The sequence below is a fragment of the Armatimonadota bacterium genome, assembly GCA_031081585.1.
Classification (GTDB): Bacteria; Sysuimicrobiota; Sysuimicrobiia; order Sysuimicrobiales; family Humicultoraceae; genus Geohabitans; species Geohabitans tengchongensis.
This window is the reverse complement of the sequence record JAVHLY010000043.1, coordinates 1-16,327: the sequence shown is the minus strand read 5'-3', so window position 1 is coordinate 16,327 and position 16,327 is coordinate 1. Positions and strand designations below refer to the sequence as shown.

Annotated in this window: 13 protein-coding genes and 1 tRNA gene; 13 read left to right on the top strand and 1 reads right to left on the bottom strand. The window is 71.2% G+C overall.

Going from position 1 to position 16,327, the window contains the following annotated elements:
• From tuf to RB146_12985, 3 genes are all read left to right on the top strand, one after another.
• A partial coding sequence (gene tuf, locus RB146_12995) for an elongation factor Tu (protein MDQ7829887.1) occupies positions 1-157 on the top strand: 157 nt, incomplete at its 5' end.
• A gap of 67 nt (positions 158-224) precedes the next feature.
• Positions 225-377, top strand: coding sequence for a 50S ribosomal protein L33 (rpmG, locus tag RB146_12990; protein MDQ7829886.1), 153 nt, complete (start codon positions 225-227; stop codon positions 375-377).
• 48 nt (positions 378-425) lie between these two features.
• Positions 426-500 (top strand) — tRNA-Trp (locus RB146_12985).
• 45 nt (positions 501-545) lie between these two features.
• Here the strand turns inward: RB146_12985 and RB146_12980 are convergent.
• A complete protein-coding gene (locus RB146_12980) occupies positions 546-1,280 on the bottom strand; it encodes an ImmA/IrrE family metallo-endopeptidase (GenBank protein MDQ7829885.1) in 735 nt (244 codons plus the stop codon).
• Positions 1,281-1,857: 577 nt separating this feature from the next.
• Here RB146_12980 and RB146_12975 point away from each other — a divergent pair.
• From RB146_12975 to rpoC, 10 genes are all read left to right on the top strand, one after another.
• Complete coding sequence (locus RB146_12975; protein MDQ7829884.1) at positions 1,858-3,696, top strand: adenylate/guanylate cyclase domain-containing protein; 1,839 nt, start codon at positions 1,858-1,860, stop codon at positions 3,694-3,696.
• 33 nt (positions 3,697-3,729) lie between these two features.
• A complete protein-coding gene (locus RB146_12970; GenBank protein ID MDQ7829883.1) occupies positions 3,730-5,235 on the top strand; it encodes a tetratricopeptide repeat protein in 1,506 nt (501 codons plus the stop codon).
• A gap of 124 nt (positions 5,236-5,359) precedes the next feature.
• Entirely contained in the window at positions 5,360-5,641 is a 282-nt protein-coding gene (gene secE / locus RB146_12965) for a preprotein translocase subunit SecE (GenBank protein MDQ7829882.1), read from the top strand.
• A gap of 75 nt (positions 5,642-5,716) precedes the next feature.
• Positions 5,717-6,346 (top strand): transcription termination/antitermination protein NusG, encoded by a 630-nt coding sequence (nusG, locus tag RB146_12960; GenBank protein MDQ7829881.1) that lies wholly within the window; start codon positions 5,717-5,719, stop codon positions 6,344-6,346.
• Positions 6,347-6,406: 60 nt separating this feature from the next.
• Positions 6,407-6,832 (top strand): 50S ribosomal protein L11, encoded by a 426-nt coding sequence (rplK, locus tag RB146_12955; protein ID MDQ7829880.1) that lies wholly within the window; start codon positions 6,407-6,409, stop codon positions 6,830-6,832.
• An 87-nt stretch (positions 6,833-6,919) separates the two neighbouring features.
• Positions 6,920-7,636 (top strand): 50S ribosomal protein L1, encoded by a 717-nt coding sequence (rplA, locus tag RB146_12950; GenBank protein ID MDQ7829879.1) that lies wholly within the window; start codon positions 6,920-6,922, stop codon positions 7,634-7,636.
• A gap of 350 nt (positions 7,637-7,986) precedes the next feature.
• Positions 7,987-8,553, top strand: a complete 567-nt coding sequence (gene rplJ / locus RB146_12945) for a 50S ribosomal protein L10 (protein MDQ7829878.1) — start codon at positions 7,987-7,989, stop codon at positions 8,551-8,553.
• An 88-nt stretch (positions 8,554-8,641) separates the two neighbouring features.
• Complete coding sequence (rplL, locus tag RB146_12940; GenBank protein ID MDQ7829877.1) at positions 8,642-9,046, top strand: 50S ribosomal protein L7/L12; 405 nt, start codon at positions 8,642-8,644, stop codon at positions 9,044-9,046.
• A gap of 345 nt (positions 9,047-9,391) precedes the next feature.
• On the top strand, positions 9,392-12,751 hold the full coding sequence (rpoB, locus tag RB146_12935) for a DNA-directed RNA polymerase subunit beta (GenBank protein MDQ7829876.1): 3,360 nt from the start codon (positions 9,392-9,394) through the stop codon (positions 12,749-12,751).
• A 43-nt stretch (positions 12,752-12,794) separates the two neighbouring features.
• A complete protein-coding gene (gene rpoC, locus RB146_12930; GenBank protein ID MDQ7829875.1) occupies positions 12,795-16,232 on the top strand; it encodes a DNA-directed RNA polymerase subunit beta' in 3,438 nt (1,145 codons plus the stop codon).
• Positions 16,233-16,327: the final 95 nt, after the last annotated feature.

Genomic DNA, 16,327 nt, shown 5'->3' with positions numbered 1-16,327 from the left:
GCTGCCGGACGGGGTGGAGATGGTGATGCCGGGGGACAACGTGAACCTGGAGGTGGGGCTGATCACGCCGGTGGCGCTGGAGGAGGGGCTGCGGTTCGCCATCCGGGAGGGGGGGCGGACGGTGGGGGCCGGGGTGGTCACCCAGGTGCTGGAGTGAGGCACCGCGCCTCCCCGGCCTGCGGTCCCGCCGTGGCGCGGTGAGCGTCTAGAGGGGATGGACGAGGATGCCGAGGGATGTGATCACGCTGGCGTGTTCCGTGTGCAAGCGGCGGAACTACGTCACGACCAAGAACAAGAAGAATGATCCGGACCGCCTGGAGCTGAGAAAGTACTGCCGGTGGTGCCGGAAGCACACGCCGCACAAGGAGACCCGCTGAGCGTTGTCAGCCGGTCGGGACGCGCCCTATACTGAGGTCGTCGGCCGCAGGGGCGTTCGTTAATAGGCAAGCGGCCGGTCTCCAAAACCGGTGCTGGGGGTTCGAGTCCCTCCGCCCCTGCCAGGGATCGCTGCCGGAGGCGTAGCCTCCGGCAGCTTGTTTTGTTCCTCAACGCAGGAGTCCCAGTTCCTCCAGCCGGACGCGCATGGCGGCGGGCGTCACCTGGAACTCCCGCGCCAGCTCCCCTACCGCCCGCCGCGCGGCCTCCTCACGCTCGGCCCGCCCGGACGGCACCGCCAGCAGGGCCTGGTACCGCCGGAACCGCTGGCGGACCTCTCCGGCCGGCATCAGCAGCTCGGCGGCAAAGGCCCGGGCCTCCCGCTCCTCCCGCGCCCGTTCCGCTTCGAGGAGGCGGTCCGGGGCGCCCGGGGCCGGGCTGGCCGCCAGCGCGGTGTGGCCGAGCACGGCGTGGGCCAGCTCCTCCGCGATGACCCACCGGCGCTCGCCTACTGAGGTGAACGGGTAGTCCCGGTTCAGCAGCAGACGCACGCCGCCCTCCGTCCGGGCCACGCCGCCCCGCTCCCCCGCCGGCCGCCGCACCCACTCCACAGGGTGGGCCAGGAGGGCGGCCACCTGCTCCACGTCGACGGGCACACCCAGCCCGAACGCCGAGCGCACCTCCCGCGCTGTCCGCACCGCCGGCCGGTCGGCGGCCGCGGCCGGGGCCTCCACGGACCGGCGGCCGATCTCGCGGATCACCTCGGCCTGCTCAGGCGTGAAGGGGCGCCCGCCCGTCTCGAGCTGGAGGGTGCCGCAGGCGGGGCAGGTCCAGGCGACGGGGTCCTCGCAGGGGCTGGCGAACTCCGGCCCCATCTCCTCCCCGCACACGGGACACCAGCGCACGTCTCCGCCTCCTCCGCTCCTGGCCCCAAATGGTCGTCTGATAGCGGCAGTGTACCGCGGATCCCCCCGGGTCTGCACGGCGGGTACGTCGCCGACGTCGCGTCGCCGGGAGGGCCGAGCAGCGTGCCGTGGGGCGTAATCCCGCCCGCCGGGAACGGGCGCATCAGGAGCGCCGGGCCCAGCGGGTGGGGGGTATAGCCAGGGCCGAGCCGGATGCACGCGGGCTGGTGGGCCGGGATCCGCCCCGGCATAGGAGTTGCCCGACTTTCGGCGTATCTCACCCTCCACAAGCGCCCGGCAGATTGCGGGTCCAGCCCGTCGTGGGAGGGTCGGTCCGTTGAGCGCACACTGCCCCGCCGGTGACGCCGCGGTCCCGGCAGCGTTCAGGCCGTCGGCCAGGGCCGGGGGCGGATCGTCGCGCTCACCGGTGAGCCCGGCATCGGCCCGTCGCGCCTTGTGGCGGAGCTGCAGGGTGAGACTCCGCGGCTGCGCCTCTGTCCGGGGATGGTGGTCCACGCCCCCCCCAGTCGGCTCCTCTCGCCGACGTCGTCGTGGAACGGGAGCGTCAGGAGTAGGCGTGCGCTGCCCGACCTGCGGCTTCGACAATCCCGCCGGCATGCGGTTGTGCGGCAATTGCGGCACCGCGCTGGAGGGGGTGGCGGGCGCGGGCGAGGAGCGCAAACTCGTCACCGTCCTCTTTGCCGACGTCGTCGGCTCCACGGCCCTGGCTGCCGCGGTCGACCCGGAACGCCTCCGCGGGCAGATGGCGCGGTTCTTTGCCGTCGCCCGCGAGGAGGTCGAGCGCTACGGCGGCACCGTGGAGAAGTTCATCGGCGACGCCGTCATGGCCGTCTTCGGCCTGCCGGTCATCCACGAGGACGACGCGGAACGGGCCGCCCGCGCCGTCAGTGCCATCCGCGCCCGGATCGAGCCGGAGGTCGCCGCCGGACGCCTGCCGCCGATCCGCGCCGGCCTGGCCACCGGCGAGGTCGTGGCCAACCCCCGCGCCGTGGAGAAAGGGGAGTTCCTGGTCACCGGCGAGGTGGTCAACCTGGCGGCGCGCCTCCAGCAGCACGCCGAGCCCGGCCAGATCCTGGTCAGCGCACGGACGATGCGCGCCCTGCAGCACGCCGCCGCCTTGCGGGCCGCGCCTCCCCTGACGGTCAAGGGGCCCGCGGACCCGCTGCCGGCCTGGGAACTGCGCGACCTGGCCCCGCCGCGGGAGCGGGAGGTGCGGGCCACGCCCTTCGTCGGCCGGGAGGAGGAACTCGACCTGCTGGTCGGGCACCTGCGCCGCACGCGCCGGGAGGGGCGCGGCCACGTGGTGACGATCCTCGGTCCGGCCGGCGTCGGCAAGACCCGCCTGGTGCAGGAGTTCCGCCAGCGGGCGGGCGACGTGCACAGCCTCCGCGGCCGCGCGCTGCCGTACGGCACCGGCGTCCCGCTCTGGGCACTGGGCGAGACCATCCGAGAGGAGTGCGGCATCCTCTTCGGCGATCCGCTGGACACGGCTCGCCGCAAGGTCACCGCGGCGGCAGGGCGCCTGGACGTGGTGGATGGCGTCCCCGCGCTGCTCTCCGTCCTCGGGCTGGGCCCGGCGGGGCGTGATCTCACCCGGCAAGAGCTCTTCGCCGGCATGCGCGTCTTCTTCCGGGCCCTGGCCGAACGGGGGCCGCTGCTCCTGATCCTGGAAGATATGCACTCGGCGGATGACGTTACCCTGGATTACCTGGAGCACAGCGCCGACTGGATCCGGGAGATTCCCCTGCTCCTGCTCGTCCTCTCCCGGGCGGAACTGCTGGAGCGCCGCCCGACCTGGCTCGGGGGAAAACGCAGCGCGTCCACCCTCTCCCTCGACCCGCTGGGAGGCCAGGAGAGCCTCGCCCTGGCCCGGGGGATTCTGGGCGGCCGGGACGCGCCGGAGGAGTTGCTCGACCGTGTGCTCAAGCGCGCCGAGGGCAACCCGCTCTTTATGGAGGAAATGCTCCGCGCCTGGATCGAGGGGGGAGTGCTCACTCCCGCCGGCGACCGCTGGACGCTGGCGGTCCCGCTGGCCGAGGTGCCGGTCCCCGACACGGTGCACGCCGTCATCGCGGCGCGCGTGGACACGCTGCCCGCCGCGGAGAAGCAGGTCCTCCAGGTGGCCGCGGTCCAGGGGAAGGACTTCTGGCTGGGAGGCGTGCGCCACATCGTGACCGACGACCACGTGGACCAGGCGCTGGCCGGGCTGGAACAAAGAGAGTTCGTGATCCGCAAGCCGCGGTCCGTGCTGGCGGCCGAGGAGGAGTTCACCTTCCGGCACATCCTCATCCGCGACGTCGCCTACGGCCTGATCCCCAAGGCGCAGCGCTGGCCGATGCACGCCCGGCTGGCCGAGTGGAGCGCGCGGACGGTCGGAGACCGGCAGGCCGAGTAGGCCTTCTACATCGCGCACCACTGGCTGCAGGTGGTGGCCCTGCGCCAGGAACTCGGCCTGCCTCCCGACGCCCGCGCTCAGGCGCAGGCTCGCCGGAACCTGCTCCTGGCCGGGCAGCGGGCGGCGCGCGTCTACGCCAACGCCACGGCGCTGGACCACTACACCCGGGCGCTCGACCTCGACCCGCCCCCGCCGGACCGCCTCCAGGCCCTCCTGGGGCGAGGCGCCGTCTGGATGCTGCTGGGCCAGTACGAACGGGCGCGCGAGGACTTCACGGCCGCCAGGGCGCTGGCGCATCGGACCGGCGACCGGCGCGCCGAAGCCATGGCGCTCGACGACCTCGGCCACTCCTACCGGCGCCAGGACCTCATCACCGAGGCGCTCGGCCACCTGGAGCCGGCGCTGGCGCTCAGCCGGGAGGTGGGAGACCCCGCCCTGACCGGCCGCATCCTCAACCACATCGGGTTTACGTACTTCAGCGCCACCCGGCATGCCGAGGCCACTCGCCACCACGAGGAGGCCCGCCGCCTGCTCGAGCAGACGGGCGACCGGGCCGGGCTGGCCGAGAGCCTGCACGGGCTGGCCGAGAACCTGTTCTTCCAGGGTGCCTTTCCCGACGCGCTCGCCTGGCTGAAAGAGTCGGCCCGGCTCAGCGAGGAGGTCGGCAACCGCTCGCTCGCCGGGGAGAACCGGTTCATGATCGCCTTCGCCCAGTCGCGACTGGCCCAGTACGAGGAGGCGCAGGTGAACCTGCAGCGCAGCCTGGAGACGCTGGTGGAGATCGGCGATGTCTGGAATGAGGCCATCGCCTTGTGGAACGCCGCCGTCCTCTCCACGATCCTCGGCGACATCGGACCGGCGCTCACCCGGGCCGCCAGGGGGCTGACCCTGGCCCGCCAGATCGGTGCCCGCCGCTTCCAAATCTTCCACCTGACCCAGCTGGGTGTCATCCACCGGGAAATCGAAGACTTCCACAGCGCCCTGCAGGCCGACACCGAGGCGGCGGCGCTGGCGCAGCAGGTTGAGGCAGGCTGGATGGCGACGATCCTCGCCGGGCTCGCGCTCCACACGCTGGGCCTGGGGCGGCCGGTGGAGAGCCGGCAGCACCTGGCGCAGGCCGAGGAGCACCTGGCCAGGACGGAAGTCAGGTGGGACATTCCTCTCCTGCTCACAGAGACGGCGGGGCGGGTCCTCCTGGCCGCGGGACAGCCGGAGGAGGCAGGGCTGCGGGCACGGGAGCTCGCCCGCCTGGTGGAACAGACCGGGCTCACCCACTGGCAATTGCCGGCGCTCCACCTCCAGGCCGCCGCCGCCGCGGCGCACGGCGAGAGGGATCAGGGCGTCCGGCTCTCTCGGGAGGCGGAGGCGCTGGCCGAACGGCAATCCAGTCCCCTCGCGTTCAGCAGGTCGCCGCCCTGGCGGGGGTCTGAGGGTCGAGCGCAGCCCGCCGGCCCGGCTACCAGAGGGCCCTGCGGCCAGCTCGGCCATCTCGGGATCCCGGTCGTTGAACAGGGAGGGAGTCCTGCCTGCGTGAGGTAGAAAGGATAGCCCGATCCCGGGCGGGGGACGCGGTGCCACAGGTCCCTTTGACACCCGGTCCGGTCGGCTTATAATGAGAGGCGCTTGACAGGCCGCGACGGTCTTTTTCTTTTTTGGAGGGTTCATGGCCCGGATCGGCAACCTCAAGGCGGCGCGCGTGGTGGCCCGGCCGGCGCGCCCGGCGGCGGCGCCCCGGCGCCTCCCGGCCGTGCTGGAGCGCGTCCTCCGCTACCTGCGGGAGGTGCGCACCGAGCTGAGCCGGGTGGACTGGCCCTCGCGGCGCGAGCTCGTGGGGTCCACGACCATCGTCGTCGTCGTGCTGGTGGTGCTGGCGCTCTACCTGGGGTTCTGGGACTACCTCTTCACGGTGGGGGTGCGGCGCTGGGTCATCGGCCCGGTGCCGTGAGGCCGTGGCCCCGGACCGCCGCGGGGCCGCAGGGCCGGGAGTGGCCGGTGGCCAGAGGGTGAGCGAGGGATCCCCATGAGCACGTTCGACCCACTGAAGGACCTCTTCCGGGACGAGCCAGTCGTCACGGAGGAGCCGGCCCAGGAGGTGCCCGAGGAGGAGCCGGAACCCCCGCGCGACCCGCGGGCGCGCTGGTACGTCGTCCACACCTACTCCGGGTACGAGAACAAGGTCAAGACCAACCTGGAGCGCCGCATCGAGTCGATGAACATGCGGGAGAAGATCTTCCAGGTCCTCGTGCCCATGGAGAAGGAGAAGGAGATCAAGGGTGGCCGGCGGCGCGAGGTGGAGAAGAAGATCTTCCCCGGCTACGTCCTCGTGCAGATGGTCATGGACGACGACTCCTGGTACGTCGTCCGCAACACCCCCGGGGTGACGGGGTTCGTGGGCTCCGGGTCGCGGCCCATCCCGCTGGAGGACAAGGAGGTCCGCCAGCTGCTGCGGCAGCTGAAGGACGAGACGCCCAAGTACCGGATCACCTTCCAGAAGGGGTCGGCGGTGCGCATCACCTCGGGTCCCTTCCAGGACTTCACGGGGCTCGTGGACGAGATCATGATGGAGAAGGAGAAGGTGCGGGTGCTCGTCTCTATCTTCGGGCGCGAGACCCCCGTCGAACTCGATTTCGGCCAGGTGGAGAAGGTCTGAGGGCCTGGGCCGGGCCCGGCGCGGCCGGCCCCGCGGCCAGGCCTGTGAGGGTGTGAGCGGATGGCCAAGAAGGTCGTCGCGGTGGTGAAGCTGCAGATCCCGGCGGGCAAGGCCACGCCGGCGCCCCCCGTGGGCCCCGCCCTGGGGCAGCACGGGGTGAATATCATGGAGTTCGTCAAGGCCTACAACGAGCGCACGGCGCGCCAGGCCGGGACCATCGTCCCCGTGGAGATCACCATCTACGCCGACCGCACCTTCTCCTTCGTCACCAAGACCCCGCCGGCGTCGGTCCTGCTCAAGCAGGCGGCGAAGGTGGAGAAGGGCTCGGGCGAGCCCAACAAGACCACGGTCGGGCAGATCACCCGCCGCCAGCTGCGGGAGATCGCCGAGCAGAAGATGCAGGACCTCAACGCCCCCACCGTCGAGGCGGCCATGAAGATGATCGAAGGGACCGCCCGGTCGATGGGGATCGAGATCACCGGATAGCCGGCCCTCGGGGGCCGGCCGGCCCGTCCAGGAGGGCGACGTGGGAGGGCGGCGCGGCCGCCCGGCAGACCACCAGGAGGGACCACCATGGCCAGGCACGGCAAGCGGTACCTCGAGGCCAGCCAGCGCATCGACCGGACCCGGCTCTACGACCCGGAGGAGGCGGTCCGCCTCCTCAAGCAGACCGCCACGGCGAAGTTCCCGGAGACGGTGGAGGCCCACGTCCGGCTCGGGGTCGACCCCAAGCACGCCGACCAGCAGGTGCGCGGCACCGTGACGCTGCCGGCGGGGACGGGGAAGCGCGTGCGGGTGGCGGTCTTCGCCAAGGGGGAGAAGGCGAAGGAGGCGGAGGCGGCCGGGGCGGACGTGGTCGGGCTGGAGGACCTGGTGGAGAAGGTCCAGGGCGGGTGGACGGAGTTCGACGTGGCCGTGGCCACGCCGGACGTCATGGGCGTGGTGGGGCGGCTCGGCCGGATCCTGGGCCCGCGCGGGCTGATGCCCAACCCCAAGGCCGGGACGGTCACGCCGGACGTGGGGCGGGCGGTCCGGGAGATCAAGGCGGGCAAGATCGAGTTCCGCGTGGACAAGTTCGGCATCGTGCACGTCCCCATCGGCAAGGCCACTTTCAGCGAGCCGGACCTGCTGCGCAACCTGGCCGCGCTCATCGACGCCCTGGTGCGGGCGCGGCCGGCCGCCGCCAAGGGGCAGTACCTGCGCTCGGTCACCTTGACGACGACGATGGGGCCCGGAATCAAGGTCGACCCGGCGAAGGCCCAAGCGCTGGTCCAGAGCATCGCGGCGTAAGGGAGCCGGTCCGCCCGGCCTGGTCGGTCCTTTGACGCCGGCGGGGAGGCCATGGTAGACTCCGCCGCGGCCGACCCCGGCGGGGCCGGCCAGCGATCGGCCCGAGACCGCAGGTGCGTCTTGCTTAAACGGCGGGGTGTCCCGCCGCCTGCCGAGGCCCGACCGACCATGCTGAGGACGCGCCCAGGGGTGCGTCCCGCCCTGTCGCAGGCGGCCGTCTCGGGCAGGCCGCCTGTCCGTTTTTGGGGGGCCGCCGGCGGGGCGCGAGGGTCCCGGGTGCGGGCCGGCAGCGGCAGGGTGGGCAGCGCGCGCGGGCCCCGGGGATCGGGTCGGGAAGGGAGCAGAGCGTGATGGTACGGCCGGAGAAGGTCGAGGAGGTCGAGGCCCTGCGGGAGCGGCTGGCCCGCGCGCGGGGCGTCGTCCTCACCGACTTCCGCGGGCTCACCGTCCCGGAGATGAACCAGCTCCGCACCCGGCTGCGGGAGGCGCGCGTGGAGTACCGGGTGGTGAAGAACCGGCTCCTCCTGCGGGCGGCCCGGGCGGCCGGCATCGAGGGCCTGGAACCCTACCTGGAAGGGCCGACCGCCGCCGCCTTCGGCTACGACGACCCGGTCGTGGCCGCCAGGGTGATCCAGGAGTTCATCCGGCAGATGCGCAAGCTCGAGACCAAGGGGGGCATCGTGGAGGGGCGGGCGGTGACCCCGGAACAGGTGCGGACCCTGGCCGACCTCCCGCCGCGCCCGGTCCTGCTGGCCCAGGTGGTGGGCGGCATCCAGGCGCCGCTCGGCCGCCTGGTGGGCGTGCTCACGGGCCTGCAGCGGAACCTGGTCTGGGTGCTGGCGCAGGTCCAGGCCAGGCGGGTCGAGAGGGCGCCGGAGGGTGCGGCCGCCCCCGGGGCCGGGGCGGGCACGGCGTAGGGTGTGAAGCAACGAGCGTGCGCCCCCCTGGCGGGCGGAGGCAGGGAGGGACAGGCTGACGCGGGCAGGCGTCAGGAGGAGGCAGGCGATGGCAACCCAGGTGAAGCTCTCGAAGGACGAGATCGTGGCGGCGATCGAGAACCTGACGGTCCTCGAGCTCGCCGAACTGGTGAAGGCGCTGGAGGAGCGCTTCGGGGTGAGCGCGGCCGCCCCGGTGGCCGTGGCCGCGGGTCCGGCCCCGGCGGGCGCCCCCGCCGCGGCGGCGCCGCCGGCCGAGGAGCAGACCGAGTTCGACGTGATCCTCGCCAGCGTGGGCGAGAAGAAGATCCAGGTGATCAAGGTCGTCCGGGAGCTCACCGGGCTGGGCCTGAAGGAGGCCAAGGACCTGGTGGACAACGCTCCCCGGCCGGTGAAAGAGAAGGTCAGCCGGCAGGAGGCCGAGCAGATCAAGGCGAAGCTGGAAGCGGAAGGCGCCAAGGTCGAGATCAAGTAACGGCGGGGCGCTCGGTCGCCCCGCCCGTCCAGTATCCCCCTCTTGACGCTCCCGGGGCGGGGCGGTAGCATCTTTTTTACTGCGAAAATGCCTGGGGCACCGTAGCGACGGGGCTCTGCCGGGCCGCGGGCCGGCAGAGCGAGCGGGGGGCAAGTGAGGCACAACGGCAGGTGGTGGACGAAAGCGAGGCACCTCTGGTCGCCTTGCTTTCTCCATTTCCGGCCCTCCCTCCCCGGGGCGGCCCCTGGCCTGGTATCCGGTCTGCTCGCGTAACCGCCCGCAGTCCAGCCCGATCGTCCTGGAGGTGGGTCTGCCGACGTGAAGACGCAGGCGAAGCGAAGAGCGATGCGTACGCCCACGAATCCTCGCCGGCTGGGCATCGAGCACAAGGTGGTCCGGCGGGGCCGGCGCCCCCGCGTGTCCTTCGCCAAGATCCCCGAGATCCTCGACGTGCCGGACCTGGTGGAGGTCCAGCGCCGCTCCTACGAGTGGTTCCTGCGCGAGGGGATCCGCGAGGTCTTCGAGGAGGTCTCCCCCATCCAGGACTTCACGGGGAACCTGGAGCTCCACTTCGCCGTGGAGAGCGGGCAGAAGAAGACCCCGCCGCCGAGCGTCTTCGCCGGGGACCCCGTCCTGGACTTCGGCGGCTACCGGATCGAGCGGCTGAAGTACACCGAGGAGGAGTGTCGCGACCGGGACTACAACTTCAGCGCCGCCCTCAAGGTGAAGGTCCGCCTGGTCATCCGGGAGACCGGCGAGATCAAGGAGCAGGAGGTCTTCATGGGGGACTTCCCGCTCATGACCGAGCGGGGGACCTTCATCATCAACGGAGCGGAGCGGGTGGTGGTGAGCCAGCTCGTCCGCTCCCCCGGCGTCTACTACAACTTCACCGAGGGGCCCACCGGGCGGCTGCCCACCGCCACGGTCATCCCCCACCGCGGGGCCTGGCTGGAGCTGGAGGCCGACCCCAACGGGATCCTCTACACCCGCATCGACCGCACCCGGAAGATCCCCGCCACCGTGCTCCTGCGGGCGGTGGGCTACGAGACCAACGAGCAGATCGCCGCGCTGTACGACGGGGACGAGGTCATCCTGGCCACCCTGGCCAAGGACCCCAGCCGCGACCAGGACAGCGCCCTGGTGGAGATCTACAAGCGCCTGCGGCCGGGCGACCCGCCCACGGTGGAGAGCGCGCGCACGCTGATGCACAGCCTCTTCTTCGAGCCCCGGCGCTACGACCTGGGCCGGGTGGGCCGCTACAAGCTGAACAAGAAGCTGGGGCTGGACCACCCCCTGGAGCAGCGCACCCTGACCAAGGAGGACATCGTCGAGATCATCCGCTACATGGTGCGGCTGGTCCGGGGCGAGACCCAGGCCGTGGACGACGACATCGACCACCTGGGCAACCGGCGCGTGCGCTCGGTGGGCGAGCTGCTGCAGAACCAGTTCCGCATCGGCATGCTGCGGATGGAGCGGGTCATCCGCGAGCGCATGACCATCCAGGACACGGCGCAGATCACCCCGCAGCTGCTCATCAACATCCGGCCGGTCGTGGCGGCCATCCGGGAGTTCTTCGGCAGCAGCCAGCTCTCCCAGTTCATGGACCAGACCAACCCCCTGGCCGAGCTGACGCACAAGCGCCGCCTCTCCGCGCTGGGCCCGGGGGGCCTCTCCCGGGAGCGCGCGGGGTTCGAGGTGCGCGACGTCCACCCCTCCCACTACGGCCGGATGTGCCCCATCGAGACGCCGGAGGGGCCGAACATCGGCCTCATCTCCTCCCTCTCCAGCTACGCCCGGGTGAACGACCTGGGCTTCATCGAGACCCCCTACCGCGAGGTGCGCCACGGCGTGGTGACCCGGCGCATCCGCTACCTGACCGCCGACGAGGAGGACCGCTACATCATCGCCCAGGCCAACGCGCCGGTGGACGAGGACGGGCGGCTGAGGGGGCCTCGGGTCACCGCCCGGCACGGCTCGGAGATCGTCGTCGTCCCGCCCGAGCAGGTCCACTTCATGGACGTCTCGCCGAAGCAGATCGTCTCCGTGGCCACGGCGCTCATCCCCTTCCTGGAGCACGACGACGCCAACCGGGCGCTCATGGGCTCGAACATGCAGCGCCAGGCGGTCCCGCTGCTCACCACGGAGGCGCCGCTGGTGGGCACGGGGATGGAGTACCGCGCGGCCGTGGACAGCGGGGCGGTGGTGGTGGCCCGGCGCGACGGGGTGGTGGAGTCGGTCACCGGCGAGGAGATCGTCGTGAAGACCGAGCGGGGCCGCGACGTCTACCGCCTGACGAAGTTCATGCGCAGCAACCAGGGGACCTGCATCAACCAGGTGCCCATCGTCCGCAGCGGCCAGGAGGTCAAGACCGGGGACGTGCTGGCCGACGGTCCCTCCACCGACCTGGGCGAGCTGGCGCTGGGGCGCAACGTGCTCGTGGCCTTCATGCCCTGGGAGGGCTACAACTACGAGGACGCCATCGTCATCAGCGACCGCCTGGTCAAGGAGGACCTCTTCACCTCCATCCACATCGAGGAGTACGAGGTGGAGGCCCGCGACACCAAGCTCGGCCCCGAGGAGATCACCCGGGACATCCCCAACGTCGGGGAGGAGGCGCTGCGCGACCTGGACGAGCGGGGCATCGTCCGCATCGGCGCCGAGGTCCGCTCCGGGGACATCCTGGTGGGCAAGGTGACGCCGAAGGGCGAGACGGAGCTCACCGCGGAGGAGCGGCTGCTGCGGGCCATCTTTGGGGAGAAGGCCCGCGAGGTGCGCGACACCTCGCTGAAGGTGCCCCACGGCGAGAAGGGCAAGGTCGTGGCCGTGAAGATGTTCAGCCGGGAGCAGGGGGACGAGCTGCCGCCCGGCGTGAACACCCTGGTGCGGGTCTACGTGGCGCAGAAGCGCAAGATCACCGTGGGGGACAAGATGGCGGGGCGTCACGGCAACAAGGGGGTCATCTCGGTCATCCTGCCCGAGGAGGACATGCCCTTCCTCCCCGACGGCACCCCGGTGGACCTCATCCTCAACCCGCTGGGCGTGCCCTCCCGGATGAACGTGGGGCAGGTGCTGGAGACCCACCTGGGGTGGGCGGCGGAGCGCCTGAACCTCTGGGTGGAGAGCCCGGTCTTCGACGGCCCGCGGGAGACGGAGATCCGCGAGCTCCTGCGCCAGGCCGGCCTGCCCGAGTCCGGCAAGACCGTCCTGCGCGACGGCCGCACCGGGGAGCCCTTCGACCAGCCGGTCACCGTGGGCTTCATCTACATGATGAAGCTCCTGCACCTGGTGGAGGACAAGATCCACGCCCGCTCCACGGGCCCCTACAGCCTGATCACCCAGCAGCCGCTGGGGGGCAAGGCACAGTTCGGCGGCCAGCGCTTCGGCGAGATGGAGGTCTGGGCGCTGGAGGCCTACGGCGCCGCCAGCACGCTCCAGGAGCTGCTGACGGTGAAGTCCGACGACGTCGTCGGGCGGGTGAAGACCTACGAGGCCATCGTCAAGGGCGAGAACATCCAGGAGCCGGGCGTGCCCGAGTCCTTCAAGGTCCTGGTGAAGGAGCTGCAGGCGCTCTGCCTGGACGTCAAGGTGCTCAGCGAGGACAAGAAGGAGATCGAGCTCAAGGAGATCGAGGAGGACATCACCGAGACGGCCAAGGCGCTGGGCATCAACCTGGAAGGCGAAGAGGCGTTGGTGGAGGAGTACTAGCGCCCCCCGCGCCCCACTGTCCGAAGGGGAGACGAACGCGACCATGCAGGACGTCAACAACTTCGACGCGGTCAAGATCGGGCTGGCCAGTCCGGAGCAGATCCGCGCCTGGTCCCACGGCGAGGTGAAGAAGCCGGAGACGATCAACTACCGCACGCTGAAGCCCGAGCGCGACGGGCTGTTCGACGAGCGGATCTTCGGCCCCACGCGGGACTGGGAGTGCCACTGCGGCAAGTACAAGCGCATCCGCTTCAAGGGGATCATCTGCGACCGCTGCGGCGTGGAGGTCACCCGGGCGAAGGTGCGCCGCGAGCGCATGGGGCACATCTCCCTGGCCGCGCCCGTCTGCCACATCTGGTACCTCAAGGGGGTGCCGAGCCGCATCGGCCTGCTGCTCGACATGTCCCCCCGGGCGCTGGAGCGGGTCGTCTACTTCGCCTCCTACGTCGTCATCGACCCCGGGACCACCCCGCTGCAGAAGAAGCAGCTGCTCAGCGAGAACGAGTACCGGGAGATGCGGGAGCGCTACGGCCAGAGCTTCCGCGCCGGCATGGGGGCGGAGGCCATCCGGGAGCTGCTGGCGGAGATCGACGTCGAGAAGCTCTCCCGGCAGCTGCGGGCGGAGCTGCGGGAGGCCAGCGGCCAGAAGCGCATAAAGATCCTCAAGCGCCTCGAGGTGGTGGAGGCCTTCCGCAAGAGCGGCAACAAGCCCACCTGGATGATCCTGGACGTCATCCCGGTCATCCCGCCGGACCTGCGCCCGATGGTGCAGCTGGACGGCGGCCGCTTCGCCACCAGCGACCTCAACGACCTCTACCGCCGCGTCATCAACCGCAACAACCGCCTGAAGCGGCTGCTCGACCTGGGGGCGCCGGAGATCATCGTGCGCAACGAGAAGCGCATGCTCCAGGAGGCCGTGGACGCCCTCATCGACAACGGACGGCGCGGCCGCCCCGTCACCGGGCCCAACAACCGGCCGCTGAAGTCGCTCTCCGACATGCTCAAGGGCAAGCAGGGGCGGTTCCGCCAGAACCTGCTGGGCAAGCGCGTCGACTACTCCGGCCGCTCGGTCATCGTCGTGGGCCCCAAGCTCAAGCTGCACCAGTGCGGCCTGCCCAAGGAGATGGCCCTGGAGCTCTTCAAGCCCTTCGTGATGAAGCGGCTGGTGGACCGCAACCTGGCCCAGAACATCAAGAGCGCCAAGCGCATGGTGGAGCGGGCTCGCCCCGAGGTCTGGGACGTGCTGGAGGACGTGGTCCGGGAGCACCCGGTGCTGCTCAACCGCGCCCCCACCCTCCACCGGCTGGGCATCCAGGCCTTCGAGCCGGTACTCATCGAGGGGAAGGCCATCCAGGTGCACCCGCTGGTCTGCACCGCCTACAACGCCGACTTCGACGGGGACCAGATGGCCGTCCACGTGCCCCTCTCCGCCGCGGCCCAGGCGGAGGCGCGCCTGCTGATGCTCTCGGCCTACAACATCCTCTCCCCGGCCTACGGCCGGGCCATCACCAGCCCCACCCGCGACATCGTCTTCGGCTGCTACTACCTGACCCAGGAGCAGGCGGGCGCGCGCGGCGAGGGCAAGGTCTTCAGCACACCCACCGAGGCCATCATGGCCTACGAGGCCGGGGCCGTGGAGCTGCACGCCCGCATCAAGGTCCGCCTCACCCGCGACAGCGAGCCCGTCGAGACGACGGTGGGGCGCGTGATCTTCAACGAGGCCATCCCCGAGGAGCTGCGCTTCATCAACGACGTCTGCGACCGCAAGGTGCTCGCCCAGATCGTCAGCGAGGCCTACAGCCGCCTGGGCTCGAGCAAGACCGTCCAGCTCCTGGACGCGCTCAAGGACCTGGGGTTCCGCTACGCCACCAAGAGCGGCTCGGGCATCGCCATCGACGACATCGTCATCCCGCCGGAGAAGGACCGCATCCTCAAGGAGGCGGAGAAGCAGATCGACGCCATCGAGCAGCAGTACCGCCGGGGCCTGATCACGGAGGGGGAGCGCTACCAGCGCGCCATCGACGTCTGGACCAAGGCCACGGAGGAGATCACCGAGGCGATGCTGCGCGGCTTCGACCCCTTCAACCCGCTGTACATGATGGCCATCTCCGGGGCCCGCGGGAACATCCAGCAGATCCGCCAGCTGGCCGGCATGCGGGGCCTGATGACCGACCCGAGCGGGCGGATCATCGAGCTGCCCATCAAGGCGAACTTCCGGGAGGGGCTGACCGTGCTGGAGTACTTCATCTCCACCCACGGGCAGCGCAAGGGCCTGGCCGACACGGCCATCCGCACCAGCGAGTCCGGGTACCTGACCCGTCGGCTGGTGGACGTGGCGCAGGACGTCGTCGTGCGGGACGAGGACTGCAAGACCACCGAGGGCATCCGCCTGACCGCCATCAAGGAGGGCACCGAGGTGGTCGTGCCGCTGCGCGACCGCATCGTCGGCCGTGTGGCCGCGGAGGACGTCGTCCCGCCGCGCAAGCGCAAGCCCATCGTGGAGGCCGACCAGGAGATCGACGAGGACACCGCCGCCCAGATCGAGGAGGAGGGGGTCGAGTCGGTACTGGTGCGCTCGGTGCTCACGTGCAAGAGCCGCTACGGCGTCTGCGCCAAGTGCTACGGGCGCAACCTGGCCACCGGCAAGCTGGTGGAGATCGGGGAGGCGGTGGGGATCATCGCCGCCCAGTCCATCGGCGAGCCGGGCACGCAGCTGACCATGCGGACCTTCCACACGGGCGGGGTGGCCGGCTTCGACATCACCCAGGGCCTGCCGCGCGTGGAGGAGCTCTTCGAGGCGCGTCGGCCCAAGTGGCAGGCGGTCATCGCCGAGGTGGCCGGCCGCGTGCGCCTCGAGGAGGCCAAGGGGGGCCGCCGCCTCATCGTCACGGGGAAGGACGGAGCGGAGCAGGTGGCCACCGTCCCGCACGGCGTGCGCCTGCGCGTGAGCGAGGGGGACCGGGTCGAGCCGGGCGACCAGCTCACCGAGGGCCCGGTGAACCCCCACGACATCCTGCGCATCAAGGGGCTGGAGGCGGTGCAGACCTACCTGGTGCAGGAGATCCAGTCCGTCTACCGCTCCCAGGGCGTGGACATCAACGACAAGCACATCGAGATCATCGTCCGCCAGATGCTGCGGCGGGTGAAGGTCGAGGAGGCCGGCGACACCGAGTTCCTGCCCGGGCAGCTCGTCGACAAGTTCGAGTTCGAGGAGGAGAACGCCCGGGCCATCGCCGAGGGCCGGGAGCCGGCGCAGGCCCGCCCCACGCTGCTCGGGATCACCAAGGCCTCCCTGGCCACGGACAGCTTCCTGAGCGCCGCCTCCTTCCAGGAGACCGCGCGGGTCCTCACCGACGCGGCCACCAAGGGGAAGGTCGACCCGCTCATCGGGCTGAAGGAGAACGTGATCATCGGCAAGCTCATCCCCGCGGGCACGGGGATGTCGCGCTACCGGAACATCAAGATCACCGCGGAACTCTAGGGCCCTGCCCGGCCGCGCCCGCCGATCCGACCGGGTCCGGACGGGGCGAGACCCCCGTCGCCCCGTCCGCCGGCGCGGTTGCCGCCCCCAGGGCC